The organism is Amycolatopsis lexingtonensis (assembly GCF_014873755.1).
Classification (GTDB): Bacteria; Actinomycetota; Actinomycetes; order Mycobacteriales; family Pseudonocardiaceae; genus Amycolatopsis; species Amycolatopsis lexingtonensis.
This window is the reverse complement of record NZ_JADBEG010000001.1, coordinates 10,489,062-10,515,085: the sequence shown is the minus strand read 5'-3', so window position 1 is coordinate 10,515,085 and position 26,024 is coordinate 10,489,062. Positions and strand designations below refer to the sequence as shown.

Here is a 26,024-nt window from a genome sequence, read left to right as displayed (position 1 = left end):
GCCGTCAGCTCCCGGTGACCCGGCGCCCGGCCGCGCGCAGCCGCACGGCCCGGACCAGGTAGTCGACGCCGGTGACCACGGTCAGCACCAGGGCCAGGCCCATCAGCGACCACCGGACCGGGTCCGCGCCGGCCGGCAGCGGCAGCAGATACGCCACGATGGCCGCGATCTGGGCCATCGTCTTCGCCTTGCCGCCCCGGCTCGCCGGGATCACGCCGTGGCGGATCACCCAGAAGCGCAGCAGCGTGACGCCGATCTCACGGACCGCGATGACGATCGTGACCCACCAGCCGAGCTCGCCCAGGACGCTCAGCCCGACCAGCGCGGCGCCGGTCAGCGCCTTGTCCGCGATCGGGTCGGCGATCTTGCCGAAGTCGGTGATCAGGCCGTACTTGCGGGCCACCCAGCCGTCCAGCTGGTCGGTGGCCGAGGCGATGGCGAACAGGCCGGTCGCGAGCGCGCGCCAGGTCGTGTCGTGGCCGTCGCCGACGAACAGCGCGACCACGAACAGCGGCACCAGGACCAGCCGCGAGAGCGTCAGCAGGTTCGCGACGTTGAGCGTGGGGACCGGGGTCGGCTCGGGGACCTGGGCGGGGGCTTCGTGAGTCAGGCCCTCGTCGGCGGCGTCGCTGGGGAGCGCACTCACCGGTCGGCGTCCGGCACCGCGCGGACGATCAGGTCCACGCCCGCGGAGTCGACGACCTCGCAGCGCAGGAAGTCACCGACCTCCGTCTTCTCCGGCGCGTCGAGGATGACGCACTCGCCGTCGACCTCGGGGGCCTGGTGCGCGGCGCGGCCGGTGAGCTCGCCGTCGTCGTCCAGCTCGACGAGGACGTCGACGAAGGTGCCGATCCGGTCCTCGGCGCGCTGCGCGGTCAGCTCCTCGACCAGCGCCGAGATCCGCGTGACGCGCTTCGCGACCTCGTCGGCGTCCAGCTTGCCGTCGAAGCCCTCGGCCTCGGTGCCGTCTTCGTCGGAGTAGCCGAAGACGCCGACCGCGTCGAGGCGCGCGCCGGTCAGGAAGCGTTCCAGCTCGCTCAGGTCGTGCTCGGTCTCGCCGGGGAAGCCGACGATGACGTTGGTGCGGATGCCCGCCTCGGGCGCGTACTCGCGGATCTGCTCGGTCAGCGCCAGGAACGAGTCGGTCGAGCCGAACCGGCGCATCCGGCGCAGCACCTGCTCGCTGGAGTGCTGGAACGACAGGTCGAAGTACTCGGCGACGCCCGGCGTGGTGGCGATGGCCTTGACCAGCTGCGGGCGCGTCTCGGCCGGCTGCAGGTAGGAGACGCGGACGCGCTCGATGCCGTCGATCTCCGCCAGGCGCGGCAGCAGCCGCTCCAGGGCGGTGGCGCCGTCACGGCCGAAGTCCTTGCCGTAGGACGTCGAGTTCTCGCTGACCAGGAACAGCTCCTTGACGCCGTGTTCGGCCAGCCACATCGCCTCGGCGACGATCTCGTCGGGCTGCCGCGAGACGAAGGAGCCGCGGAACGACGGGATCGCGCAGAACGAGCAGCGCCGGTCGCAGCCGGAGGCGATCTTCAGCGCGGCTACCGGCGAGTCGTCGAGGCGCGTGCGCAGCACCCGGGGACCCCAGCCGTGCTGCGCGTGCCCCGGGACCTCGACGGTCTCGGCGGCGGCAGGCCGCTGGACCGGGCTGATCGGCAGCAGCTTGCGGCGGTCGCCGGGGGTGTGCGAGGCGATCTTGCGGCCGGCGACGACGTCGTCGAGCCGGGCCGAGAGGTCGGCGTAGTGGTCGAAGCCCAGCACGGCGTCGGCTTCGGGGAGGCTGTCGGCGAGCTCGTGGCCGTAGCGCTCGGCCATGCAGCCGACGGCGACGACCTTCTTGCCGGTGTCCGACGCCGCCAGCAGCGTGTCGACCGAGTCCTTTTTGGCCGATTCGACGAAGCCGCAGGTGTTGACCACCACGACGTCGGACTCTTCGGGATCGGCCGCCAGCTCCCAGCCGCCGGCCGCGAGCCGGCCCGCGAGCTCCTCCGAGTCGACCTCGTTGCGGGCGCAGCCCAGGGTCAGCAGGGAGACGCGTCGGGTGGCGGCTGGGTCCGTGGCAGGGGAAGGCACGACGTTCAGGGTAGCCGCCGGTCCCGCGCGGCCCGACGACGGCGTAGCCCGGTCGTGTCGCCGCCCGCACCGGACGATGTGGCAGGCTTGACGATCGTGCCGTCCGACACCCCCCGCCCGACCGTCCGCCGCGCGCGGATCGCCGACGTCCGCAAGATCAAGACCCTCGTCGACTCGGACGCCGGGCGCGTCCTGCTGGAGAAGGACCTGGTCACGCTGTACGAGGCGGTCCAGGAGTTCTGGGTCGCCGAGCTGGGTGACGAACTGGTCGGCGCGGCCGCGCTGCACGTGCTCTGGGAGGACATCGCCGAGCTGCGCACGGTGGTGGTCGACAAGGCGGTGCGCGGCCAGGGCGTCGGGCGGGTGCTGGTGGCCCGCCTGGTCGAGGAGGCCCGTGAGCTCGGTCTCCGCCGGCTGTTCGTGCTGACCTTCGAGACGAAGTTCTTCGCCGGCCACGGGTTCGTGGAGATCGACGGGACGCCGGTTTCGCACGAGGTGTACGAGGAGATGCGGCGGTCGCACGACACGGGTGTGGCCGAGTTCCTGGACCTGCCGTACGTGAAGCCGAACACGCTGGGCAATTCGCGGATGCTGCTGCAGCTCTGAGGCGCCCGAGCTGGTCCTCGTCGCGCCGAGCGGGCGTCGCCGTCGGTGACCCGCTCGCCCCACGTCTTGAATGACTCATTCAGGTCTTCGGAGGTCCTGAATGAGTCATTCAAGACGCTGGTGCAACGCTGCGGGCTGCACCAACGCGACTTTGCCGGAGCCCTGACGTTCCTCCGCGATGAACGACCCGCTCATGACATCGGGACCGGCTGGGCGCGCAACCCCTAAGTCATCTGGCCAATTCCCACCTAGGGGCCGAAGTCAGGGGGAAATTTTCCCGACAACCTCCTTTCGGGCGGTGACCTGCACCACTGTGCTGCCCGAAGCTGATCGGGCACCAAGTCACTCGATCGGCAAGGAAGCAACGATGCGCACGACACTGCGGAACCTGGGGGCCACCGTGGCGGTGGCCGTGACTGTCGGCGGAGGCGTCCTCGCGGGCGCCGGCACCGCGGCGGCCGTCGACATCCCGGCGGTCACCGACCAGTACCTCTTCTCCACGTCCCTGTCCGGGTTCGAGTCGATCCGGAACCAGGCGCCCTACTCCGGCCAGCTCGACTGGTCGTCGGACGGCTGCTCGTGGTCGCCGGACACGCCGTTCGGCTGGCAGTTCCTGCCCGGCTGCCACCGGCACGACTTCGGCTACCGCAACTACAAGAAGCAGGGCCGCTTCACCGAGGCGAACCGGCTGAAGATCGACGACAACCTCTACAGCGATCTCAAGAGCGTGTGCGGGTCCAACCTGGCCTGCAAGGGCGCCGCCTGGACGTACTACCAGGCCGTCCGCAAGTTCGGCGGCTGAGCCACTCCCCCGGCCCGGGTGCGCTCGGGCGCGCCTGGGCCAGGATGGGGGCATGGAGATCGATCACCTGCTCAGCACAACCCGCGCGGTGCGCCGCAAGCTCGACCTCGAGCGGCCGGTCGAACCCGGCGTCCTCGAGGAGTGCCTGAACCTCGCGTTGCAGGCGCCGACGCCCGGGAACGTCCAGGCCTGGCGCTGGCTCGTGGTGCGCGACCAGGAGGTCAAGAACCGGCTCGGGGTGCTGTTCCGCGAGGTCGGCGAGGCCTACCTGGCAGACAAGGCCGACGCCGACCCGCGGGCGCTCGCGTCCGGGCGGCACCTGATCGACGTGATCGAGCGCGTCCCGGTGTTCGTGATCCCGGTCCTGCGCGGGCGCCCCACCGGCGACAACGCGGCCGACGCGGCGTTCTACGGCGGCATCTTCCCGGCGGTGTGGAACTTCCAGCTGGCCCTGCGCTCGCGCGGCCTGGGCTCGACGCTCACGACGTACCACCTCTCCCGCGAGGCCGAGGCGGCCGAGATCCTCGGCATCCCGGACGGCCACACGCAGGCCGGCCTGCTGCCGGTGGCTTACACGACCGTGCCGGACTTCAAGCCCGCGCCGCGGAACCCGCTGTCCGAAGTGGCCTACCAGGACCACTGGGGCACGCCGCTCAGCTGATCCGGACCGTGGCCTCCCCGCCGTCCTCGCTGACCGACACCAGCTCGACCCGGCTGGCGGCGAACGACGTCGCCTGCGGGCCGGTGCGCGGGCCGCTGTGCAGCTCGGCCGTGGTGCTCTCGCCGCGGCCGGGCTCCTTCAGCAGGAACGCCAGCGTGGCCTCCCCCTGCCAGATGCAGGTCATGTTCGGGCGGCACCGCGAGTCCGAGACGACCCGGGTGTAGCGCACAGTCAGGTCCTTGCCCTGCACGGCGGCCTCCTGCCCGAGCCGCAGGGTGACGTCGTGGCCCGCCGGGGCGCTCACCGTCGGGGACGGTGGCGCGGCGGGCCCGGGGGCGGCGGGCTGCCCGGTGGCGACCGAGCTCCCGGCGCCCACCGTGACGACGGCGAAGGCGAACAGTCCGGCTACGAATCGCTGTAGGTCCACGTGCTCAGGACGGAACGGACCCGGCGGCGGGTTGCACGGGCTCAGCTCATCCTCTCGACAAGCAGGCCTACCTGTGTTGACGGATTGCGAGCGTGCCCGGCATCGGGGTGGCGCGAACGCCGCACCGCGGCATCGACGCCGTGTTCGTAGTGAGCGAATCGCAAAGCGGACTTACGGTAGCCGGGCACGTGCCGGAGCAACCGCTTTTCCACCTCGCTGTAGCACGTCATAGGCGCTGCGCAAGCTTCGAAATGAAGCAGCAGCCAGTATTCGAAGCAAGGGTTCGAGACCGCGAGGTTCACCCGAAGACGGCGAGCGAGCACGACAGCCCGCTCAAGGTCGAATTCGTCGACGTCGACGACACACCACACCTCGTCATATGCACCGCTCGTCTGATCGTCCAGACCCGCGGCGTACCTGACGACCGCTTCGGGATCTGCCGCTTTGACCTGAACCTTCACTGTGACAGCAGGATTTCGGCGAGCACGTTTCAGCCCTTCGAGGTACGCCGGCTCCGTTGCCTTGGCGCCGCAGACCACCAACAGGGAGAGCCTCGGCTCCCGGGACGCGGGACGCCGCCGATCGCTGTTTTCCCGTCTGGTCACCGTTCGGCGATCGCTTCCGGGAAATCACCGAGGATCGGAACAGCGCCGTAGCTACCGGCGAGATACCGTCGCTCGGTGTTCTGATCCTTGCGCGGTTTGAAGTCGGTGAGCGGGTACAGCTCGCTGGCGCCGTCCGTTCCCTTCTCCACGAACCACACCTGATCACGGTCCAGCAGGTCTCCGCCCAGCATGGTCCCCAGCAGGCTCGTGTCGTGCGTCGTGAAGACCAACTGTGCGCGGTGCGGATTCGTTTCCGCTGACTGGAACAGCTCGATCAGTTTCGCGGTCAACCTCGGGTGGAGGCTGCCGTCGATCTCGTCGACCACGAACAGCTGACCGGAGTCAAGCACGTCGAGCACCGACGGCAGGAGATCAAGCCAGTTCAAGGTGCCGGCGGACTCGTCGACCAAGTCGAAGGGAACGTCCGAAGTGCCGTGTCTGAACTTCAGCCGCGATTGCCCCGGGCCAGGCCGCCGCGCCCGCTGCAGCGTCATGAGGCCATGCGGCTGACGGTCGGGCTCGCCGATGTCCTCGACCGAGATATCGGTAATGCCGACATCGGCAGCCACCAACAGACTCAGCAGCCGCCGTCGGTGTTCAGGACCCCGTCGAAGGTGGGCGGCGACCCGCTCGACGAGCGGACGCACGCCGTCCTCCGAATATCGGTAGTGGATGCGCATCCCAGCTTCGAACCACTCGTACACCGGCATCAACGGCTCCAGCGAGAGGCGCTTGCAGATACCGAGTACAAGCGCATCCGGCCGGATGAGCCCGTCCAAGACGGTCAGCTTGGTCTTGAGGTCCGGGACGGTGCTGCCGAACTTGAGGTGTTCTCCGGTTCGCTCGAGGAGCACCCTCCGGCGCTTCTCCGGGTACGAGTACAACCACTCTTGTTCGACGATGTCGCCTCGAACGACGAACCCGTAGGTGTAGCGGTTCCCGTCCACGACGAGCTCGACCACGTAGGACGAAGACTTTTCCTCGTCGCCGTCGTCGAGCCGGAAGCCGTCTCCCGCACCGATGCCGCCGACAGTTTCGAGCACAGCCGTCTGCATGAACCAGAAACCGTTCAGCAAGTTCGACTTACCGGAGGCATTCGCTCCGTAGATCGCCGCGACCGGGACGGCCGGGCGGGTGTCGCCCGGCCGGGCGGGCATCAGCAGCAGCTCCTGCTCATCGCGGAACGAGCGGTGGTTGCCCAGCCGGAAACTCCGCAGCACCTGAACACCTCCTCCGCAGCGCTTCGTGCCGTTTCGCACCAGTAAACCGCACAGAACAGCCTGAAGCACCAACCAGGGGCCGGCTATTCCTCGTCGCCGCCGGCGTCCGCGTCCACCGGGCCGCCGCCGCGGATCATGTACAGGACGCCTTCCAGCTCCTCCGGCTTGATCAGCACGTCGCGGGCCTTCGAGCCCTCCGACGGGCCGACCACGCCGCGGCTTTCCAGCAGGTCCATCAGCCGGCCGGCCTTGGCGAAGCCGACCCGCAGCTTGCGCTGCAGCATCGACGTCGAGCCGAACTGCGACGTCACGATCAGCTCGGCCGCCTGCAGCAGGACGTCCAGGTCGTCCCCGATGTCCGGGTCGATCTCCTTCTTCTCGCCGGCCTTCTGCGCCGTGACGCCGTCCTGGTAGTCCGGCTGCGCCTGCTCCTTGGCGTAGTTGACGACCGCGGCGATCTCCTCGTCGCCGACGAACGCGCCCTGGATGCGGACCGGTTTCCCGGCGCCCATCGGCAGGTAGAGCGCGTCGCCCATGCCGATCAGCTTCTCCGCGCCCGGCTGGTCGAGGATGACCCGCGAGTCGGTCAGCGACGACGTCGCGAACGCCAGCCGCGAAGGCACGTTCGTCTTGATCAGGCCGGTGACGACGTCGACCGACGGCCGCTGCGTCGCCAGGACCAGGTGGATCCCCGCGGCACGCGCCTTCTGGGTGATCCGGACGATCGCGTCCTCGACGTCGCGCGGGGCGGTCATCATCAGGTCGGCGAGCTCGTCGACGATCGCCATGATGTACGGGTAGGGCCGGTACTCGCGCTCGGACCCCGGCGGCGCGGTGATCTCGCCGGACTTCACCTTCTTGTTGTAGTCGTCGATGTGCCGGACCTTGTTGACCTGCATGTCCTGGTAGCGCTGCTCCATCTCCTCCACCAGCCAGGCCAGCGCGGCGGCGGCCTTCTTCGGCTGGGTGATGATGGGCGTGATCAGGTGCGGGATGCCCTCGTACGGCGTCAGCTCGACCATCTTCGGGTCGATCAGGATCATCCGGCACTCGTCCGGCGTCGAGCGCGCGAGCAGCGACACCAGCATCGAGTTGACGAAGCTCGACTTACCGGAACCGGTGGAACCGGCGACCAGCAGGTGGGGCATCTTCGTCAGGTTCGCGGTGACGAAGTGGCCCTCGATGTCCTTGCCGAGGCCGATCACCATCGGGTGGTTGTCCTTGACCGTGGACGGCGCGCGCAGGACGTCACCCAGGCGGACCATCTCGCGGTCGGAGTTCGGCACCTCGATGCCGACCGCCGACTTGCCGGGGATCGGGGCCAGCAGCCGGACGTTGTCGGTGGCCACCGCGTAGGCGATGTTCTTGGTCAGCGCGGTGATCTTCTCGACCTTCACGCCCGGGCCGAGCTCGACCTCGTAGCGGGTGACCGTGGGCCCGCGGGTGAAGCCGGTGACCTGCGCGTCGACGTTGAACTGCTCCAGCACGCCGGTGATCGCCTCGATCATGGCGTCGTTGGCCTTGCTGCGGGACTTCGGCGCGTCGCCGAGCTTCAGCAGGTCGGGCGGCGGGAGCTGGTAGTCGCCTTCGACGGTCCGCGTGACGGCGAGCGGCGGCTCCGCGGGCTTCTTCGGCTTCTTCTCGGGCACCTCGACCGGCTTGGGCACGGCCTTGGGCGGCTTGATCGGCGTCGGCGGCTCGGCCAGCATCGCGTCGATGTCGAGCTGCTCGGGTTCGGCGTCGCTGGCCTGACGGCGGCGGGACGGCTTGCGCAGCCGCGCGGACTTCGGGTCGGCCTCGGTGACGGCGTCCTCGTCGGTGGCGAACCCGGAGCGCAGCGCCTCGGCCTCGGCGATCTCCTCCTCGTCGAGGCCCCAGTTGCGCAGCCGCTGCGGGATCTCGCGGACCGGCGTGCCGGTGAAGACGAGGATGCCGAAGACGAGCGCGAGGATCAGCAGCGGCACGGCGACCCAGGTGGTGACGCCCATGGTCAGCAGGCCGCCGGAGAAGGCGCCGATGATGCCGCCGGCGTACATCCGGCCGTCGTTGGTGGCCGGGAGCGCGGTGAAGATGTGCAGCATCCCGAGCACCGACAGGACGACCATGATCGTGCCGATGACCATCCGCGGCCGGGTCTCGGGGTGCGGCTCGGACCGCATCAGCGCGACGGCGACCACGACCAGCACCAGCGGAAGCGTCACCGCCCCGGCACCGAGCACGGTCCGGGTGGCGATCTCGACGCCGGCGCCGATCGGCCCGGCGGCCCGCCACCAGACCCCGACGGCGGCGATGATGGCCAGCGCGATCAGGCCCAGCGCGAGGCCGTCACGGCGGTGCTCGGGCTCGAGCTCACGGGTGCGGCCGACCGTGCGGGCCAGCGTGCCGGTGCCCTTGGCCAGCAGGTTCCAGGTGCCGCGGACGCCCTTGCCGAAGATCCCGGGCGTCTTGCGGCGCGGGGCAGGCTTGCGGGCGGGCGACGAACGTGGACGTGGCTTCGCGGGTGTACGCGGCTTCCGCGCCGCCGCTCCCTTCGCGCCGCTTCCCGTGCTTCTCTTCCTCGTCGCCGACCCAGCCATGCGTCAACGGTAACCGCCCGTGGCCGATCGTCCCGTGCGCCACTCTCGGCTCAGGGTGAACTTCTGCCTCACAGCGGCCATCCGGGTGCACACCGCCCGTGCGCATTCGGGTGAAACCGGCGTCTGCCATGCTCTGCCCCATGCTCGCGCTGCGCACCGCCGAACCGCCCCGCCGTGCCCCCGCCATCTGGCGGACCATGCTGAACATCGACCGCGGTCTGGTGAACCTGGTCGGGCGGCTCACCGTCACCGGCCGGATCCCCGCGCAGCTGCGGGGCAAGCCGCTGCTCATGACCGCGAACCACATCGGCGTGTTCGACGCGTTCGTGCTGATGGCGGCGTGCAAGCGGATCGGCATCAACCCGCGGTTCATGCTCGCGGGCGGCATCCTGGACGCGCCCGTGATCGGGCCCGCGCTGCGGGTCAGCGGGCACCTGCGGGTCGACCGCAAGCACGCCGGAACCGCGGTCGGGCAGTTCGCCGAGGCCGTCGAGGCGATGAAGACCACGCGCGAGCCGATCATCGTCTACCCGGAGGGCCGGATCAGCCACGACCCTGGCCTGTGGCCGGAGCGCGGCAAGACCGGCGCGGCGCGCCTGGCGCTCGCCTCGGGCGTGCCGGTGATCCCGATCAGCCAGTGGGGCGCGCACGAGGCCGTCTACTGGGGCACCGAGACCGTCAACGGCCCGGCCGACCTCGTCCCGCTCGCCCGCTCCGGGCTCAGCGCGCCGCTGCGCCGGCCGCGGTTCCAGGTGCACTTCGGGGACCCCGTCGACCTGTCCGACGTCGAGCCCGAGCGGCCGGGCGCCGGGGTGCGCGCGCACGCGAAGATCATGCAGGCCATCACCGACGGCCTGGTCCCGCTGCGCCGCGGCGAGCTGGACCGCCCGCGCTTCCACGACCCGACGCGGCCGACCGACACCGTCAGCCCGTGGAAGCCGAAGTCCGGATCCTGAGACACCCGGCCCGGCCCGCCTAGAGTCGGCGGACGTGAGCACACGGATCCTCGTCGTCTACTACAGCTCGACCGGCAACACGGCGGCCCTCGCCGAGTCCCTCGCCGCCGGGGCCCGCGAAACCGGCGCCGACGTGCGGGTGCGGACCGTGCGGGAGACCGCGCCCGAGCAGGCCGTCGCGCAGAACCCGCGCTGGCAGGCGTGGATCGACGCCGGCCCGCACCACGCGCTGGCCGAGCTGGCGGACCTCGAATGGGCCGACGGCCTCGCGGTGGGCAGCCCGACCCGGTTCGGCGGCCCGGCCGCGCAGCTCAAGTCCTTCCTGGACAGCACGGGCGGGCTGTGGGCGAAGGGGAAGCTCGCGGACAAGGTCGCGACGTCGTTCACGACGGCGTCCACCGCGCACGGCGGCCTGGAATCGACGCTGCTGGCGATCAACAACGTCTTCTACCACTGGGGCGCGATCGTCGTCCCGCTCGGCTACACCGACCCGCACCTGATGGAGTCCGGCAACCCGTACGGCGGCTCGTTCGTGTCCCGCAAGTCGGCGGCGCCCGACGAACTCGCCCTCGGCGCGCTGCGCGTCCAGGGGCGGCGGCTGGCCACCATCACGACGCACGTCGCGACCGGCCTCAAGCGGGCCGAGTAACCGGAAAAACCCTTTTGGCAGTCACGCGGCCGCGCTTAGAGTCGCGTCGGTGACCACCGAGCTGCCCGTCCTCGCCCCGCCCCGGGTCGCCCACCGCGGCCGCGGTACCACCCTCGTCCTGCTCGCCGCGCTGTTCTTCAGCACGTCGGGCACGCTGGGCAAGTCCGCGATGGCCGCCGGGATCAGCCCGGAGCAGGTGGCCGCGATGCGCATCGCGCTGGCGGGGCTGGTGCTGCTGGCGGGCGTGGCACTGGTGGCGCCGCGCAAGCTGCGGGTGCGCCGGGCCGAGCTCCCGGTGCTGGCCGGCTACGGCCTGCTCGGCGTCGCCGGCGTGCAGCTGCTCTACTTCGTCGCCGCGGGCCGGATCCCGGTCGGTATCGCGATCCTGCTGGAGTTCGTCTCCCCCGTGCTCATCGCGCTGTGGGTCCGGTTCGTCCGGCGGCACCGGCTGCCGCGGTCGGTGTGGGGCGGCATCGCGCTGGCGATGGTCGGGCTGTCGCTCGTCGCGCAGGTCTGGCAGGGCGTGACGCTCGACGGCGTCGGCCTGCTCGCCGGCTTCGGCGCCGCGCTGTGCTCGGCCGGGTACTTCCTGCTCGGCGAGCGCGCGGTGGCCGACATCGACCCGCTCGGCCTGGTCACCTGGGGCATGGCGATCGGCGCGGTCGCGATCAGCTTCGCCGCGCCGCCGTGGACGTGGCCGGTCGGGCTGCTCGGCACCGACGTCGGGTTCGGCGCGTGGCACCCGCCGGTGTGGCTGCTGCTCACCCTGCTGGTGCTGGTGGCGACCGTGCTGGCCTACGTCTTCGGCATCTCGTCGCTGCGGCACCTGCCGGCGTCGGTGGCGAGCGTGCTGGGCTTGGTCGAGCCGGTGATCGTCACGGTCACGGCGTGGGCGCTGCTCGGCGAGGAGCTCACCTGGCTCCAGCTGCTCGGCTCGGCGATCCTGCTCGGCGGGGCGTACCTGGTGCAGCGGAAGTCCGAGGTCCTCACGAGCTGAGCTTGCGCAAATTCTTCACGGCGTAACATCCGGGTGCGAGAATCCCGCACCGTGACGACGAAGCCCGGGCTGCGGCCCGATCTGCGCCAGCGGCACGTCCGGATGATCGCCCTCGGCGGCATCATCGGAGCCAGCCTGTTCATCGGCAGCGGTGCGGTGATCCACACCGTCGGCCCGGCGGCCGTGCTCTCGTACGCGCTGGGCGGCCTGCTCGTCGTGCTCGTGATGCGGATGCTCGGCGAAATGGCGACGGCGGCACCGTCGCTGGGCTCGTTCATGGAGTACGCGCGCGACTCGCTCGGCGGCTGGGCGGGCTTCACGATCGGCTGGCTGTACTGGTACTTCTGGGTCGGCGTGGTCGCGTTCGAGGCGGTCGCCGGCGCGAAGATCCTGCAGGGCTGGATCCCCGGCGTGCCGCAGTGGGTGTTCTCGCTGGCGCTGATGCTGCTGCTGACGGCGACGAACCTGGCGTCGGCGCGGTCGTTCGGCGAGACGGAGTTCTGGCTGGCGTCGATCAAGGTCGCGACCATCGTGGTGTTCCTGGTGCTGGGCCTGCTGTTCGTGCTCGGGCTCTGGCCGGGCGCCCACTTGTCGGTCGGCAACATCGGCCTGGACGGTTTCGTGCCCCACGGCGGTTTTTCGGTCGTCCACGGCGTCGTGATCGTGATTTTTTCGTACTTCGGCGCGGAAATCGTGACGATCGCGGCCGCGGAGTCCGACCAGCCGGAGACGGCGGTCCGCAAGGCGACGTCGACGATCGTCTGGCGCGTGATCGTGTTCTACGTGGGTTCGGTGACCCTGCTGGTGATGATCACGCCGTGGCGCGAAATCCCCAGCGAGACAAGCCCGTTCGCGGCGGCGTTCGGCCGCTTCGGTGTCCCGGCGGCGTCGACGATCGTGAGCGCGGTCGTCCTGACGGCGGCCCTGTCGGTGCTGAATTCGGGGCTGTACACGGCCTCCCGGATGCTGTTCGCGCTGCGGCGCCACGGCTGGGCCCCGTCGTGGATCTCGGACACGAACGCGCGCGGGGTGCCGTGGAAGGCGATCCTGGTGTCCACTTCGGTCGGTTACGTGGCCGTGGTGATGAGCTACGTGTCCCCGGACAAGATCTTCTACTTCATCATCAATTCGGCGGGCGCGGTGGCGCTGTTCGTGTACGCGATCATCTGCGGCTCGCAGCTGCGGATGCGGCGGGCCCTCGAGGCGTCGTCACCGGAGAAGCTGAAGCTGCGGATGTGGGGCTACCCGTGGCTGAGCTGGGTGACGTTGGCACTGACGCTGGCGGTGGTGGCGTCGATGCTGTTCGTGGACGCGGACGCGCGCTCGCAGCTGTACCTGAGCCTCATCAGCCTGGCGGTGATCCTGGGCGTCTACGCCCTCATCCGCCGGCGATCCGGCTCAGCGCCCCGAAAAACACGTCCGTGATCTTCGCCGGGTCCGGGGCCAGGAACGCCTGGCCGCCGGTCGCCGCGGTGATCTGGTCGAGTTCCGGTTTGTCCGCGTCCGGGCCGACGCCCACGCCGATCAGCGGGATGGGGCGCCGCGGGTCCTGGAGTTTCGCCAGCTCGGCCAGCAGGTCCGGGCGGCTGATGCTGTGCGGGTCCTCGTTGCGGCCGTCCGTCATCACGATCACCAGGTTGAGCCGGCCGGGCTCCCACTCGCGGCGGGCGGTGCGGTAGGTGTCCAGCACGCTGTCGTAGAGCCCGGTTCCACCGTCGGCGGTCGCCTTGAGCTGCCCGAGCCGGTCCAGCGCGCCACTGGCCAGGTGCTGGGCGACCGGGGCCATCGGCAGGATCTCGCGGTAGTCCTTGTCGCCGTCGAGCTTGGTGGAGAACGCCAGCATGCGCAGCTGCGTCGCCGGTTTGAACAGGTGCAACGCCTTCTGCGTCGCCTCGACCGTCAGCTGCATCCGGTTCAGCGCCGTGCCCGGCACTTGCGCGTTCATCGAGCCCGACACGTCGATCAGCACCTGCACGCGCGCGCTCAGGTTGACGCCCGCCCACTGGTTGAGCAGTTCGTCGACGACGCCGGCCTGCGGCAGGTTCACGACTTGGATGCCCGTCGGCGACACGCGCGGGTCGTCGGTGTGGTCGCGCAGTGCCTGGCCGCCGGCGGCACGCAGGCCAGTCTTCGCGATCGCGTCGGAGCCGGGGCCGCCGAGCAGGGCCTCCCGCAGCGCGTCGACGATCGGGCGCTGCTGCGGGGTGACGCCGCTCAGCTCGGCGAACGGGTAGTCCAAAGTGGGCACCGCGGTCGAGTAGACGGCGACGAGCGGCGACGACGTGTCCTCGATGTTGTGGCGCAGCAAGGAGTTCTCGGAGGTGGGGAACGCTGTGACCGCGGCCGTGCCGCTGCCGTCGCTCGAGCCCGGCAGCCGCGCGATCAGGTCCGACTCGGCGCCGAGCGTGTTGACCGAGAGCCGCCTCAGCAGCGCGACGTACGCGGCCGAAGCCTCGGGCGCCGCCTTGACGCTGTCGCGCAGGCCGAGCAGCGCCAGCGCGCCGACCGGGTCGCGCGCCGGGTCGGGCATCCCCGGGACGACGCCGGGCGCGGCCAGGACGTCCGCCCACGTGGGCGTGCGCTCGGGCCAGCCGAGGCCCTTGGCGACGTCCGCGGCGACGCCGAGCACCACGGGCGAGCTGGCGACCGACGCCCCGCTTTCGGGCACGTCGGCGGCACCGAGCTGGTGCGCGCGGCGCAGGGCGAGCGTGGAATCGGGCACCCACACCTGCGGGCGCGGACTGCCGTCGGACATCGCGAGCCGCTCGGCGGCCTGCGTCGCCTCCCTGGTCTGGACCTGGACGCCCCCGCACGGGAGGTCGAGCCCCCGCGCGACGATCGTCAACGCGGGCGCGATGTCCGCGGACGCCGTCACGAGGACGTTCACGGGCTGCTCGCACGACGACCGCGAGCGCACGGCCGTGACGGTCACCCAGGCGGCGGCGCCGAGGACGAGCACGAGCCCGGTCGCGAGCACGGGAACGAGCAACCGGCGTCGGCCATCCGGCGAGTGACGTCCCATCGGCGCGGCCTCTCTGCGCGAGGCGAGTGGGGATCAAGGTTATCCCGCGGCAAAGCGGCATCTCGTGGTCCAGACGGCGTAACAGCCCCTAGGGGCAGCCTCATCCCTGAGTCGGACCCGGCCCGTCCCGCAGCGGGATGTCCCCGCCCGTGGCAGCCGAAACACTGGTGCTCATGAAGCCGACACGTGCCGAACAGCGCCGGGCTCGCCGCGCGCTCCTCCGCCAGAGCGTCGTCGTGGCCCTCGCGCTGCTGGTCATCAAGCTGGGACGCTAAGCAACAGCCGGCCGCGCCTCATCCCAGTAGGAGTCGATCTCACCGGCGAACTGTGCGTACCAGCGTCCGTCTGCGAAAGCGAGGCAGATCCACGGTTTGTCGTACGACTCACCCTTGAACGTGTAGTGCTTGAGGCAGATGGATCCATTTTCGGAGTGGTAATCGGCAGCGATGACACCGTACGGAAATGGAAACTGCGAGAGCCTCACGTCAACGCCATCGGCTGACGACAGAGCACGCAGCGTCAAGAAGTCATAACAGGAGTTCTCGATCAACGCGACTTCGCGGTCACGTGAAAAGTGCCGCCTCGATCGCACGACTGCGTGGTCGAGAGCCGTTCCCTCGGGGTCGTACAGCATGACTCGAAGTCGCTTGCCCGCCTGCACGTAGTCTTTCAGTTCCGCCTCATAGCGGCCGAATGTCCGCGAAAGGTCCACTCCGGCAAGCATCACCAGGCTCGAGTTCTTCAACGCCGACGGAAGATCCAGAAGGGGCTCGGCCTGGAACTTCGCTCTCGCGCCGATATCAGCCAGCCTGTCCAAGCTGGCTTCAACAGCGATCCGCTGCTCGATGAGGGCGAACCCGGTCAACCCCAGTGCCGTGACCGTGAGCGTCGAAACAAGCCGCTGGGATCCGACGTCCAGAATCGCGAGAACCACGGCCACGGTGCTGACGACAAGGACGAGGTACAGCTCGACATGGCGGCCTCGCCGAATCGAGTCCCAGATCCTCGAAAACACACCGACCCCCGTCCAGGCGAGTCTTCAAGGGTAGGTGGAGCAGGAAGCAATCTTCACCACCGTTACCCAAGCGGAACCGGCGTGCCGAAACGCGGAACGCCTCCGCACTCCGGCTGGAGGCGAAGGCGTCCCGTGTGAACGAACTCAGACCGGGATGACCGTCGGGACGATCATCGGGCGGCGGCGGTAGGTGTCCGCCACCCAGCGGCCCACCACGCGCCGGACCGCCTGCGCGATCCGGTGGGTGTCGGTGATGCCTTCGGCCTCGGTGCGCGCCAGCTCCATCTCCACCAGCGGCACGACGGCGTCGAGCGCCTTCGGGTCGTCGGAGAACCCGCGGCCGGCGACCGTCGGGCTGCTGACCGCGCGGCCCGTGTTCGAGTCGACCGCGACGTTGATCGCGATGAACCCGCCCTCGCCGAGGACCAGCCGATCCGACAGGGTCGACTCGCCGACGTCGCCGACCGACAGGCCGTCCACGTACACGTGGCCCACCTCGACGCGGCCGGTGCGGGTCGCCTTGCCGTCGACCAGGTCGACGACCACGCCGTCCTCGGCGATGACCACGTTCTCCGCGGCCACGCCGGTGCGGATGGCCAGCTCGCCGTTCGCGCGCAGGTGCTTCCACTCGCCGTGGACCGGCATCACGTTGCTCGGGCGCACCGCGTTGTACAGGTAGAGCAGCTCGCCCGCCGACGCGTGGCCGGAGACGTGCACCTTCGCGTTGCCCTGGTGCACGACGTTCGCGCCGAGCCGCGTCAGGCCGTTGACCACGCCGAACACCGCGGTCTCGTTGCCCGGGATCATCGAGCTGGCCAGCACGACCGTGTCGCCCGCGCGGATCGAGATCTGGCGGTGCTCCCCGCGCGCCATCCGCGACAGCGCCGAGAGCGGCTCGCCCTGCGAACCCGTCGAGACGAACAGGACCTTGCTCTCCGGCAGGGTGCTCGCCTGGTCGAGGTCGACCAGCAGGCCCTCGGGGACGTTGAGCAGGCCGAGGTCGGCGGCGATCCCCATGTTCCGGACCATCGAGCGGCCGACGAACGCGATCCGCCGGCCGTGCCGGTGCGCGGCGTCCAGGACCTGCTGGACGCGGTGCACGTGGCTGGCGAAGCAGGCCACGATCACGCGCTGGTCCACGCGGCGGATGACGTCGTCGAGCACCGGGCCGATGTCGCGCTCGGGCATGACGAACCCGGGCACCTCGGCGTTGGTCGAGTCGACGCAGAACAGGTCGACGCCCTCGTCGCCGAGCCGGGAGAACCCGGCCAGGTCGGTGAGGCGCCCGTCCAGCGGGAGCTGGTCGAGCTTGATGTCGCCGGTGTGCAGCACCACGCCCGCCGGGGTGCGGATGGCCACGGCCAGCGCGTCCGGGATGGAGTGGTTCACCGCGAAGAACTCGAGGTTGAACACGCCGACGTCGCGGCGCTCGCCCTCGCGGACCTGGATCAGGTTCGGCCGCTGCCGGTGCTCCTTGGCCTTCGCCGCGAGCAGGGCGTTCGTGAACTTCGAGCCGTAGATCGGCAGGTCCGGCCGCAGGCGCAGGAGGAACGGGACGGCACCGATGTGGTCCTCGTGCCCGTGGGTGAGCACCAGGCCGTCGATGTCGTCGAGGCGGTCCTCGATCGCGCGGAAGTCGGGCAGGATCAAGTCGACGCCGGGCTGGTCGTCCTCGGGGAAGAGCACCCCGCAGTCGACGATGAGCAGCCGCCCGCCGAATTCGAAGACGGTCATGTTGCGCCCGACCTCGCCGATGCCGCCCAGCGCGACGACGCGCAGGGCTCCCTCGGGGAGTGCGGGCGGGGCGTTGGTGGGGCCTGGACCTTGGGGAAGTGAGCTCACCGAGGCAGGGTCCCAACGCTGGTGTGCGAGGTCGGCGCCACGTAGGCGGCCCTCGAGTCTGCTTGTGCCACCCGCTCACCATGCCAGTCCTGGGCCGCCGTGTCGCCCAGCGGCACGCCGCCCTGGGCCAGATCGGCGGCGATCGCGGCCACCTGCTCCTCGGTGGCGGGGGCGATCGGGAGCCGCGGGTGGCCGATGTCGAAGCCGCGCAGCCGCAGCGCCGCCTTGCTGAACGCGACCCCGCCGACCCGCGACATCGCGCGCAGCACCGGCAGCATCCCGCGGTGGTTCGTGCGCGCGGTGGAGGTGTCGCCGTTCTCGTAGGCGTCGATCATGGCGCGGATCCGGCCCGCGACGACGTGACCGATCACACTCACCACGCCGGTGCCGCCGACGGAGATCCACGGCAGGTTCAGGCCGTCGTCGCCGGAGTAGTAGGCGAGGTGGGTGTTCGCGATGACCTCGGAGCCGGCGATGAGGTCGCCCTTGGCGTCCTTGACCGCGACGATCCGCGGGTGCTCGGCCAGCCGCAGCAGCGTGTCGACCTCGATCGGGACGACCGAGCGCGGCGGGATGTCGTAGAGCATCACCGGCAGCCCAGTGCTGTCGGCGACCGTGGTGAAGTGCGCGTACAGCCCGGCCTGGCTCGGCCGCGAGTAGTACGGCGTGACGACGAGGAGGCCGTGCGCGCCGGCCGCCTCGGCCTGCTTCGCCTGCTCGATGCTGTGCGCCGTGTTGTTGGTGCCCGCGCCGGCCACGACGGTCGCGCGGTCGCCGACGGCCTCGATCACGGCGCGGATCAGCTGCTGCTTCTCGTCGTCGGTCGTGGTCGGGCTCTCGCCGGTCGTGCCGTTGACGACGAGGCCGTCGTTCCCCAGCTCCACGAGGTGCTCGGCCAGCTCCTGCGCCCGCTTCAGGTCCAGCGCCCCGTCGGCGTCGAAGGGCGTGGCCATCGCGGTGAGCACGCGCCCGAACGGCCGTCCGGGCGCTGCGGTAGGTGGGTTGGACATGCCCAGACGGTACCCCGTCCCCCCGGCGAAAACCGCGCCGACCTGGCCTCCCGGGCGAAGTGCGGAGGATTTCCCGGGGGTGGCCGCTCGTCGCGGAACTTCTACTTGACCTTGGTCACGATCGGCGCGGTGATCGGCCCGCCGTCGGACCGGGTGAGCAGGCAGTAGAACTCGCGGGTGGGTTCCTCGCCGCTCTTCGACGGCGCGCTCTGCCACTGCGCCTGGGTCGGCACGAGCGCGCGGTAGGTGAGGTCCTGCCGCTTGGTCTCGGGCACGATCGACGACCGGAACGCGGTCGCGCACGCCGCCTCGGCGCTCGCGGTCACCGCGGCCTGCCCCGGGTAGGCGGCCACCTGGGCGTCGTCGGAGTTCCAGTTCTCGACCGACAGCAGGCCGCCGATCTCGTAGACCTCCAGCGTGTGGCTCTTGTCGCAGTCGGTCTTGTTGTCGTCGTCGCTGATGATCGAGCCGTCCTGCACCGGGGTGTTGAAGCACCGGTAGTAGCCGCCGATGGCCGTGCGGAGCTGCCCGCCGAGGCCGAAGGTCATCGTCGGCTGCTTCTGCTGGTCGGCCGCGGGCGTCTGGTAGGCCTTGCCCGCGAAGAACCCGCCGATCAGCGCGCCGATGACGGCCACCGCGGCGAGCGAGAGCCACAGCGCGCGGAGGTTCTTCTTCGGCGGCTGCGGGGCCGTCCGGGTCGCCGGGGCACCCAGCATCGCGGTGCCGTTCGGCGGGGTCGGGCGCACGCCCTGCGCCGTGGTCAGGAGGTTCTGCGCCTGGGCGGCGGAGAGCCGCGCGTCGGGGTTGGCGACGAGCAGGCCGAGGATGGCCGCCGCGATCGGGCCCCGGCCGCGGGTCAGGTACGGGATCTCGGTCATGATCGCGTGCAGCGTCGCGGCGGTGGTCGCGCGCTCGAACGGGATCGAGCCTTCGACGGCGAAGAACAGCGTCGCGCCGAGGGACCACAGGTCGGACGCGGGCAGCGCTTCGCGGCCTTCGACGCGCTCGGGCGCCATGAACGCGGGCGAGCCGACGATCATGCCGCTGGTGGTCAGCCGCGGGTCGTCGATGGCGTGGGCGATGCCGAAGTCGGTCAGCTTCACGCGGCCGTCCGGCGCGACCAGGATGTTGGCCGGCTTCACGTCGCGGTGCACGATGCCGGCGGCGTGCGCGGCCTGCAACGCGGCGAGCACCCGCTCCCCCACCTGCGCGGCCTGCGCGGCGGGCATCGGGCCCCGCTGCCGCACCAGGTCGGCCAGGCTCGGCGCTTCGACGAGCTCCATCACGATGAAGGTGGTGCCGCCGTCGGTGACGACGTCGTAGACCGTGACGACCGCCGGGTCGTTGAGCCGCCCGCCGGTGCGCACCTCGCGCAGCGCGCGCTCGGAGAACACGGCGGCGGACTCGGCGTCGGGCAGCCGCAGCTCCTTGACGGCGACCGGCCGCCCGATGACCTGGTCCTGGGCCCGCCACACGACACCCATGCCGCCGCGGCCGAGCTCGCCGAGGAGGAGGTAGCGGCCGGCGACGACCCGCTGACCAGGCGTGACGGGCGCCTGGGGTGGGTACGGCCGGGTCTGTTCGTCGGTCACGGTGCTCCTTTTGGCGGCGGTCGCGCAGATGCTAGTCCGACCGCTTCGGAGCGTGCGGGGTTCCGGGCAATTCACGCGGCTCGCCCGGATAGGGCAGCCAGCGGTAGCCGGGCGCGAAGCCGCTGAACTCGGCGCGCCGTCCGGTGGCGGCCCAGATGTCCTCGCTGACCACGAGCCCGGGGAACACCGTGATGTCGCGCTCGGCCATCAGCTGGGTGTAGGTGCGGAACCCGCCGGTGCCGACGCCGACGAGGGCGTAGCGGTAGACCTGCGGCGCGGTCCGCAGCAGCCAGTAGAGCCGGCGCCCGGCCGCGGTCATGGCCACCGGGTCGGCGGGCACCGCTTCGGGGGCCACCCCGCACCACCAGCCGGCGCCGTCGGAGAAGACCCTCGTGGGCCAGGCGTCGAAGTGCCGGGCGAGGTCCCTGGCGTGGTTCTCGCGTTCTCCGCATTCGGCGTTCAAGCCGTATTCGCCGGCCACGATCAGCCCGCGAAGGTGAGGTAGATCAGGACCAGGTTCAGCGCGATGATGATCGCCGCGATCGCGCACGCGGCCACCGTCGTCAAGCGGTGGTTCGCGTCCTCGCCCATGAGCGTGCGGTCGGCCGTCAGGCGGATCAGCGGCACCAGGGCGAACGGGATCCCGAACGACAGCACCACCTGGGACACGACCAGCGCGGCGCTCGGATCGGCGCCCAGCGCCAGCACCACGATCGCCGGGGTCAGCGTGACCAGGCGGCGCAGGACCAGCGGGATCCGCTTGTGCAGCAAGCCTTGCATGATCATCGCGCCCGCGTACGCGCCGACCGACGTCGAGGCCAGGCCGGAGGCCAGCAGGCCGATCGCGAACAGCAGCGCGACGCCGGGGCCGAGCGCGCCGGCGACCGCGGTGTGCGCGCCCTCGATGCTGTCCACACCCACCTGGCCCTGCAGGTTCGTCGCGGCCAGCAGGAGCATGCCGAGGTTCACCGCGCCGGCCAGGAGCATCGCCAGGCCGACGTCGGCGCGGGTCGCGCGCAGCAGCCGGCGGCGCCGGACGCCGTCCGGGCGGCCGTGGCGGTCGCGGACCAGGCCGGAGTGCAGGTAGACCGCGTGCGGCATGACCGTGGCGCCGAGCATCGCCGCCGCGATCAGGACGCTGCCCGCGCCGTCGAACTTCGGGACCAGGCCACCGAGGGTTTCCGCGGCCGACGGTGGTTCGACGAACAGGCTCGCCAGGAAGCCGACGGCGATGACCAGCAGCAGGCCGGTGACGACCCGTTCGAACGTCCGCTGGCCGCCGCGGTCCTGGACCGCCAGCAGGGTCAGCGAAACCGCGCCGGTGATCAGGCCGCCGACGACGAGCGGCAGGTCGAACAGCAGGTTGAGGGCGATCGCGCCGCCCACCACTTCGGCCAGGTCGGTGGCGATGGCGACGACCTCGGCCTGCGCCCAGTACGCCAGCCGCGCCGACCGGGGCAGCCGGGCGCGCAGGGCCTCCGGCAGCGACATCCCGCTGACCAGCCCCAGCTTCGCCGACAGGTACTGCACCAGCACGGCCATCAGGTTCGCCGCGACGATCACCCAGACCAGCAGGTAGCCGTAGCGCGCGCCGGCGCTGATGTTGGAGGCGACGTTCCCGGGGTCGACGTAGGCGATCGCGGCGACGAACGCCGGCCCGAGCAGGGCCGATCCCGTGCGCAGGCGGGACGTCAGTCTCGGCCGCACGGCCTCGGTCACTGCCATGGCGCCTGCCTCTCAACCGGATGTCGGGGACCCCAAATCGAAGTTTAGGCGTGCCGAACTTTCGATCACAAGGGTGACGGTTCCCACCGTCCCGCCCGGAGTACCCGGTGACCGCCCCTCCGAACGGGCGTCAGGGCAGCGCGACCTCGTGGCCGGACTCGCGCAGCGCCTTCACCGCGTGCTCGAGGTCGGCGCCGCGGACCAGGATGTGGTCGGTGTCGAACGTCGACATCGAGAACAGCGCGACGCCGGCCGCGGCCAGCTCCGAAGCCAGCGCGGCGATGATGCCGGTCAGGGTGAACTCCAGCGGGCCGCGGACCGACAGGAGCCGCCAGCCGTCCTCCGCCGCCGTGCTGCCGCCCGGCTCGCGGCCGGCCGGGCAGATCACCGACAGCTCCTCGGGGGTGCGCGTGACCGAGACGAAGGCCTCGCCCGGCTCGAAGAGCTCGGCGGGCACCGGGGCGTCCGCGGGCAGCCGGACGACGGCGTACTCACCGGGCCGGACGTCGATCGCGAGTCGTTTCATCAGCCTTCGAACACCTTCGGGCTAGTGGCGATCTCGGTGCCGTCGGGCAGCGTCGAGATCGTGAAGTCCGCGAACACGTTCGCGGCGGCTTTCTGCAGCTGGCGCAGGCATTCGACGGCGAGTTCCCGGATCTCGACGTCGGCGTGCTCGGTCGCGCGCATCGCGACGAAGTGGCGCCAGGCCCGGTAGTTGCCGGTGACGACGATCCGCGTCTCGGTCGCGTTCGGCAGCACGGCCCGCGCGGCCTGGCGGGCCTGCTTGCGGCGCAGCGTCGCGCTCGGGACGTCGGCGAACTTCTCCTCCAGGCCGGCGAGGAGCTCGTTGTAGGCGTCGACGCTCGCCTGCGTCGCGGCGAGGAACTTCTCGTGCAGGACCGGGTCGTTCGCGATCACGTCCGGTTCGACGACGGCGGCGGTGCGCTCCGGGACGTAGCGCTGCGAGAGCTGGGAGTAGGAGAAGTGGCGGTGGCGGATCAGCTCGTGCGTCAGCGACCGCGAGATGCCGGTGATATAGAAGGTGACCGTGCCGTGCTCCAGCACCGAAAGGTGCCCGACGTCGATGATGTGCTCGAGGTAGCCGGCGTTGGTCGCGGTGGCGGGGTTCGGCTTCTTCCACGACTGGTAGCAGGCCCGGCCGGCGAACTCGGCCAGCGCCTCGCCGCCGTCGGCGTCGGTCGACCACGGGACGTCCTCGGGTGGGAAGAACTCCGTTTTCGCGATCAGCTGCACCCGGGGTGACACGGTTTCGGTCACGTCAGCACTCCTTCTCCACGACTCCCCCGGCAGCCTATCCGCTTCCTTGACTGACACCACCGATGACGTCATAGTGGTGTCATGGACCTGACGCCGTACATCGCCAACCTTCGCGAGGACCTCGCGAACACGGCTGCCGCCGGGGACGAGCAGACCCGGCGAGCGGCCGCGCTGCTGTCCTCCGCGCTCGAACCCGCCGTCCGACTGACGCTGATGAACGCCCTCGCCGACCTCGCCGCCGAGGTCACGGCCGCTCTGCCGGGCCAGGTCGTGGACGTGCGGCTCGACGGGCGCGACGTCCGCGTGGTCGTCTCCGGCGCCGCCGAAGAGCCGGCGTCACGCGCGACACCACGTGACACCACGCCGCCACCACCACCGATCGACGGCGGCGACATCACCCGCATCACGCTGCGCCTGGTCGAGCAGATCAAGGGCCAGGCCGAGCGCGCGGCGGCGGCGCAGGGCGTCTCACTGAACACGTTCGTGTCCCAGGCGGTGCAGGGCGCGCTCGGCGGCGCCCACAAGCAGCACCACGGCAAGGACGACCGCTCCGGGTCGCGCCTGCACGGCTGGGTCCAAGGCTGAGGGGGCCGAAAATGAGTGAAGAGCAGACGACGCCGGCCGACGAGCTGGTGCGGATCGACGACTTCGAGACCGAGGTCCCGCTGGAGCTCGACGTCAGCGTGACGATCGGCCGCGTCGAGATCGTCCTCGACGGGGATTCCGGCGCGCGGGTGGAGCTGCGGCACGACCAGGGCGAGCAGCAGCCGTGGGTGGCGGGGGTGAACAACCTGCTGTCGTGGGTCGGCGAGCGCTTCGGCGACCAGCTGGGCGTCGACCCGGCGGCCTCCCCCGCCGAAGCGGTGCGGCAGAGCCGGATCGAGAAGCTCGGCAACCGCCTGGTCGTCCAGGCGCCGAAGGCGTGGCAGCTGCGGAACGTCGCACTGGCGGTGAAGGTCCACGCCCCGGCCGGCTCGCACGTGGAGGTGCGCGCGGGCGCGGCGGACGTGACGGTGACCGGTTCGGCCGGCCGCGTCGACCTGCTGACGGGCTCGGGCGAGGTCAAGCTCGACCGCGCGGACGGCTCGGCCACGATCCGCACCGGCAGCGGCGGCATCACCCTCGGCCCGACCTTGGCGGGGCTCCAGCTCCGCAGCGGCAGCGGCAGCGTCGAGGCATCGTCACTGGCGGGCTCGGCGACGCTCGCGACGGGAACGGGCAACGTCTGGCTGGGCGCGGTGTCGGGCGAGGTGATGGCCCGCACCGGCAGCGGCGACCTGTCGGTGGCGGACGCGGCTTCGGGATCGCTGGACTTGATCACGGGGTCGGGCGAGGTGCGGATCGGCATCCGCGGCGGGACCGCGGCAGAGATCGACCTGACTTCCAGCGGGGGCCGGGTTTCGAGTGAGCTGGACGTGCTGGAGGCGGCGCCCGAGGGGGAAGTGAAGTTGCGGGTGCGAGCCCGGACGGGCTCCGGCAACGCCGTGGTGACGCGCGCGGCCGGCTGAGTAAGGGGGAGACGGGCCGTTCCCGGTGGGGGTGCCGGGAGCGGCCCGTCTTTGTGCGCGGGGGTCGCGGCGGCTGCAGCTTTGCCGCGGCTGCGGCTGCGATGGTGCGGCGGCCGCTGGCAACGACTGCGGTTGCGGCGGTTGCGGAGCGGCCTCGGCTGCGCTTGGGGTTGCCGCGCCAGCGGCGGCGGCGGCGAACGATGCGCGATCCCCGCCCCGGCAGTCCTGCGCACCCAGGAAAAACGTCCCGACGCCACCACCGCCATCGAGTCCACTGTGGACAGCCGCAGAACCTCAACCCTGCCCGGTCAGCAAGGCGATGAGGCTGTGCGGCGTCTCCGCGCCGAAGCACAACTCGAAGTCCCGAGTGGCCTCCGCCGCCTCCTCCGCACTGCGCGGGAACAGCGCCTCCTCGTACTCCGCCAGCGCGGCCTCCACATCGTCCGGGTGGGCGGCGATCGCGCGGCCCAGTTCGGCGCCGTCCTGCATGGCGAGGTTGGCTCCTTCGCCGTTCGGGACCGACAGGTGGGCCGCGTCGCCCAGGAGGGTCACTCCCGGGGTGCGGGGCCAGCGGTGGCCGGGCGGCAGGGTGTGGATCGGGCGCAGCACCGGTGGGGTCTCGCCGTCGGTGATCAAGGCCGTCAGTTCCGGGGCCCAGCCCTCGAACTCGGCCGCGACCTGCGCCCTGGCCGCCGCCTCGTCGGTGAAGTCGGGGAACCAGTCCTGCGGCTTGGACAGCATCACGTACGTGTGGAGCGTGTCGCCGGCTTCGCGGTGCGCTTGGATGCCCTTGCCCGGCTCCGGCACCAGCAGCGCTCCTCCGCCGGCCGCCTTCGCGGTCGCCGGGTGGCGGGCGTCGGCGTCAAACAGGAACGTCTCGATGAACGACGTGCCGACGTACTCCGGGACCGCGGCCGACACCAGCGGGCGGACGCGGGACCACGCGCCGTCCGCGCCGACCAGCAGGCCGGTGACCGTTGTCGTGCCGTCGGCGAACGTCAGCTCGTGGCGGCCGTCGCCGAGGGCGCGGGCGCCGGTGACCTTGCGGCCCCAGCGGACCGTGTCCGCGGGCAGCGAGTCCAGGAGGAGCCGGCGCAGCTCGCCGCGCTGGACCTCGGGGCGGGTGCCGGTGCCGTCGTCCGGCTCGTCGAGCAGGACCTTGCCCGTCCGGTCCAGCACGCGCGTCGCTTCACGGCCTTCGAGGATCAGGGCGCGGAAGCCGTCGGTCAGGCCCGCGGCCTCGAGCGCCGCCTGGCCGTTGCGCTCGTGGATGTCGAGCATCCCGCCCTGCGTACGCGCCGAAGGCGAGCTCTCCGCTTCGTAGACCGTGGCCGGGACGCCGTGGACGTGCAGGACGCGCGCGAGCGTGAGCCCGCCGAGCCCGGCGCCGACGATCACTACGGGGTCGGACATGGCGACTCCTCTCTTTGGAATGTTGTTCCAATCTTGGAACG

25 protein-coding genes are annotated in these 26,024 nt (G+C 71.1%); 9 read left to right on the top strand and 16 right to left on the bottom strand.

Features of this window, described 5'->3' with window-relative positions; translation table 11 throughout:
* Positions 1-4: 4 nt before the first annotated feature.
* Positions 5-646 (bottom strand): CDP-diacylglycerol--glycerol-3-phosphate 3-phosphatidyltransferase, encoded by a 642-nt coding sequence (gene pgsA / locus H4696_RS48495; RefSeq protein ID WP_086859288.1) that lies wholly within the window; start codon positions 644-646, stop codon positions 5-7.
* Positions 643-2,079, bottom strand: coding sequence for a 30S ribosomal protein S12 methylthiotransferase RimO (gene rimO / locus H4696_RS48490; protein WP_192782956.1), 1,437 nt, complete (start codon positions 2,077-2,079; stop codon positions 643-645). The genes pgsA and rimO overlap by 4 nt, the downstream gene beginning before the upstream one ends.
* A gap of 87 nt (positions 2,080-2,166) precedes the next feature.
* Here rimO and H4696_RS48485 point away from each other — a divergent pair, with 87 nt between their 5' ends.
* The 3 genes from H4696_RS48485 to H4696_RS48475 all read left to right on the top strand — a co-directional run bounded on the left by H4696_RS48485 (position 2,167) and on the right by H4696_RS48475 (position 4,148).
* The gene (locus tag H4696_RS48485; protein ID WP_225956030.1) at positions 2,167-2,685 is read left to right on the top strand and encodes an amino-acid N-acetyltransferase; all 519 of its coding nucleotides are present in this window, start codon (positions 2,167-2,169) and stop codon (positions 2,683-2,685) included.
* A gap of 367 nt (positions 2,686-3,052) precedes the next feature.
* Entirely contained in the window at positions 3,053-3,487 is a 435-nt protein-coding gene (locus H4696_RS48480; protein WP_086859286.1) for a phospholipase, read from the top strand.
* A 52-nt stretch (positions 3,488-3,539) separates the two neighbouring features.
* Entirely contained in the window at positions 3,540-4,148 is a 609-nt protein-coding gene (locus tag H4696_RS48475; RefSeq protein WP_086859284.1) for a nitroreductase family protein, read from the top strand.
* On the opposite strand, the gene H4696_RS48470 is transcribed toward H4696_RS48475, so the two are convergent.
* The 4 genes from H4696_RS48470 to H4696_RS48455 form a co-directional block, all read right to left on the bottom strand.
* Positions 4,141-4,575, bottom strand: a complete 435-nt coding sequence (locus H4696_RS48470) for a hypothetical protein (RefSeq protein WP_249026976.1) — start codon at positions 4,573-4,575, stop codon at positions 4,141-4,143. The genes H4696_RS48475 and H4696_RS48470 overlap by 8 nt on opposite strands.
* 41 nt (positions 4,576-4,616) lie before the next feature.
* Complete coding sequence (locus tag H4696_RS48465; protein WP_249026975.1) at positions 4,617-5,180, bottom strand: RloB family protein; 564 nt, start codon at positions 5,178-5,180, stop codon at positions 4,617-4,619.
* On the bottom strand, positions 5,177-6,400 hold the full coding sequence (locus tag H4696_RS48460) for an AAA family ATPase (protein WP_192782955.1): 1,224 nt from the start codon (positions 6,398-6,400) through the stop codon (positions 5,177-5,179). The genes H4696_RS48465 and H4696_RS48460 overlap by 4 nt, the downstream gene beginning before the upstream one ends.
* 83 nt (positions 6,401-6,483) lie before the next feature.
* Positions 6,484-8,976: a DNA translocase FtsK gene (locus H4696_RS48455; protein WP_086861214.1), complete on the bottom strand. Its 2,493-nt coding sequence runs from the start codon at positions 8,974-8,976 to the stop codon at positions 6,484-6,486.
* Between the two features lie 128 nt (positions 8,977-9,104).
* Between H4696_RS48455 and H4696_RS48450 the strand changes: the two genes are divergently transcribed.
* Genes H4696_RS48450 through H4696_RS48435 form a run of 4 tightly spaced genes read left to right on the top strand, consistent with a single transcriptional unit; the run spans position 9,105 to position 13,003 of the window.
* Positions 9,105-9,932: a lysophospholipid acyltransferase family protein gene (locus tag H4696_RS48450; protein ID WP_086861212.1), complete on the top strand. Its 828-nt coding sequence runs from the start codon at positions 9,105-9,107 to the stop codon at positions 9,930-9,932.
* A gap of 34 nt (positions 9,933-9,966) precedes the next feature.
* Positions 9,967-10,581, top strand: coding sequence for an NAD(P)H:quinone oxidoreductase (wrbA, locus tag H4696_RS48445; protein WP_086861210.1), 615 nt, complete (start codon positions 9,967-9,969; stop codon positions 10,579-10,581).
* Positions 10,582-10,630: 49 nt separating this feature from the next.
* Positions 10,631-11,578 carry an EamA family transporter gene (locus H4696_RS48440; protein ID WP_086861208.1) on the top strand — a complete coding sequence of 316 codons (948 nt, stop codon included), beginning with the start codon at positions 10,631-10,633 and terminating at the stop codon, positions 11,576-11,578.
* Positions 11,579-11,629: 51 nt separating this feature from the next.
* Positions 11,630-13,003, top strand: a complete 1,374-nt coding sequence (locus H4696_RS48435) for an amino acid permease (protein ID WP_086861206.1) — start codon at positions 11,630-11,632, stop codon at positions 13,001-13,003.
* On the opposite strand, the gene H4696_RS48430 is transcribed toward H4696_RS48435, so the two are convergent.
* The 9 genes from H4696_RS48430 to thyX all read right to left on the bottom strand — a co-directional run bounded on the left by H4696_RS48430 (position 12,957) and on the right by thyX (position 23,062).
* The gene (locus tag H4696_RS48430; protein ID WP_086861204.1) at positions 12,957-14,600 is read right to left on the bottom strand and encodes a substrate-binding domain-containing protein; all 1,644 of its coding nucleotides are present in this window, start codon (positions 14,598-14,600) and stop codon (positions 12,957-12,959) included. The genes H4696_RS48435 and H4696_RS48430 overlap by 47 nt on opposite strands.
* A gap of 271 nt (positions 14,601-14,871) precedes the next feature.
* The gene (locus H4696_RS48425) at positions 14,872-15,615 is read right to left on the bottom strand and encodes a hypothetical protein (protein WP_086861202.1); all 744 of its coding nucleotides are present in this window, start codon (positions 15,613-15,615) and stop codon (positions 14,872-14,874) included.
* Positions 15,616-15,759: 144 nt separating this feature from the next.
* On the bottom strand, positions 15,760-17,457 hold the full coding sequence (locus tag H4696_RS48420) for a ribonuclease J (protein WP_169735010.1): 1,698 nt from the start codon (positions 17,455-17,457) through the stop codon (positions 15,760-15,762).
* Positions 17,454-18,467: a 4-hydroxy-tetrahydrodipicolinate synthase gene (dapA, locus tag H4696_RS48415; RefSeq protein ID WP_086861199.1), complete on the bottom strand. Its 1,014-nt coding sequence runs from the start codon at positions 18,465-18,467 to the stop codon at positions 17,454-17,456. Before dapA ends, H4696_RS48420 begins: the two co-directional genes overlap by 4 nt.
* A 101-nt stretch (positions 18,468-18,568) precedes the next feature.
* Positions 18,569-20,059 carry a serine/threonine-protein kinase gene (locus H4696_RS48410; protein ID WP_086861197.1) on the bottom strand — a complete coding sequence of 497 codons (1,491 nt, stop codon included), beginning with the start codon at positions 20,057-20,059 and terminating at the stop codon, positions 18,569-18,571.
* A 31-nt stretch (positions 20,060-20,090) separates the two neighbouring features.
* Complete coding sequence (locus tag H4696_RS48405) at positions 20,091-20,540, bottom strand: hypothetical protein (RefSeq protein WP_086861195.1); 450 nt, start codon at positions 20,538-20,540, stop codon at positions 20,091-20,093.
* A gap of 2 nt (positions 20,541-20,542) precedes the next feature.
* Positions 20,543-21,784 carry an Nramp family divalent metal transporter gene (locus H4696_RS48400; protein WP_169735009.1) on the bottom strand — a complete coding sequence of 414 codons (1,242 nt, stop codon included), beginning with the start codon at positions 21,782-21,784 and terminating at the stop codon, positions 20,543-20,545.
* 130 nt (positions 21,785-21,914) lie between these two features.
* Positions 21,915-22,310, bottom strand: a complete 396-nt coding sequence (locus H4696_RS48395; RefSeq protein WP_086861191.1) for an ACT domain-containing protein — start codon at positions 22,308-22,310, stop codon at positions 21,915-21,917.
* A complete protein-coding gene (gene thyX, locus H4696_RS48390) occupies positions 22,310-23,062 on the bottom strand; it encodes an FAD-dependent thymidylate synthase (protein ID WP_086861189.1) in 753 nt (250 codons plus the stop codon). Before thyX ends, H4696_RS48395 begins: the two co-directional genes overlap by 1 nt.
* 81 nt (positions 23,063-23,143) lie before the next feature.
* Between thyX and H4696_RS48385 the strand changes: the two genes are divergently transcribed.
* The gene (locus tag H4696_RS48385; protein WP_086861187.1) at positions 23,144-23,647 is read left to right on the top strand and encodes a toxin-antitoxin system HicB family antitoxin; all 504 of its coding nucleotides are present in this window, start codon (positions 23,144-23,146) and stop codon (positions 23,645-23,647) included.
* A gap of 11 nt (positions 23,648-23,658) precedes the next feature.
* Positions 23,659-24,570, top strand: a complete 912-nt coding sequence (locus H4696_RS48380) for a DUF4097 family beta strand repeat-containing protein (protein ID WP_086861185.1) — start codon at positions 23,659-23,661, stop codon at positions 24,568-24,570.
* Between the two features lie 294 nt (positions 24,571-24,864).
* Here H4696_RS48380 and H4696_RS48375 read toward each other — a convergent pair whose 3' ends face one another.
* On the bottom strand, positions 24,865-25,983 hold the full coding sequence (locus H4696_RS48375) for an FAD-dependent oxidoreductase (protein WP_086861184.1): 1,119 nt from the start codon (positions 25,981-25,983) through the stop codon (positions 24,865-24,867).
* Between the last annotated feature and the right edge of the window lie 41 nt (positions 25,984-26,024).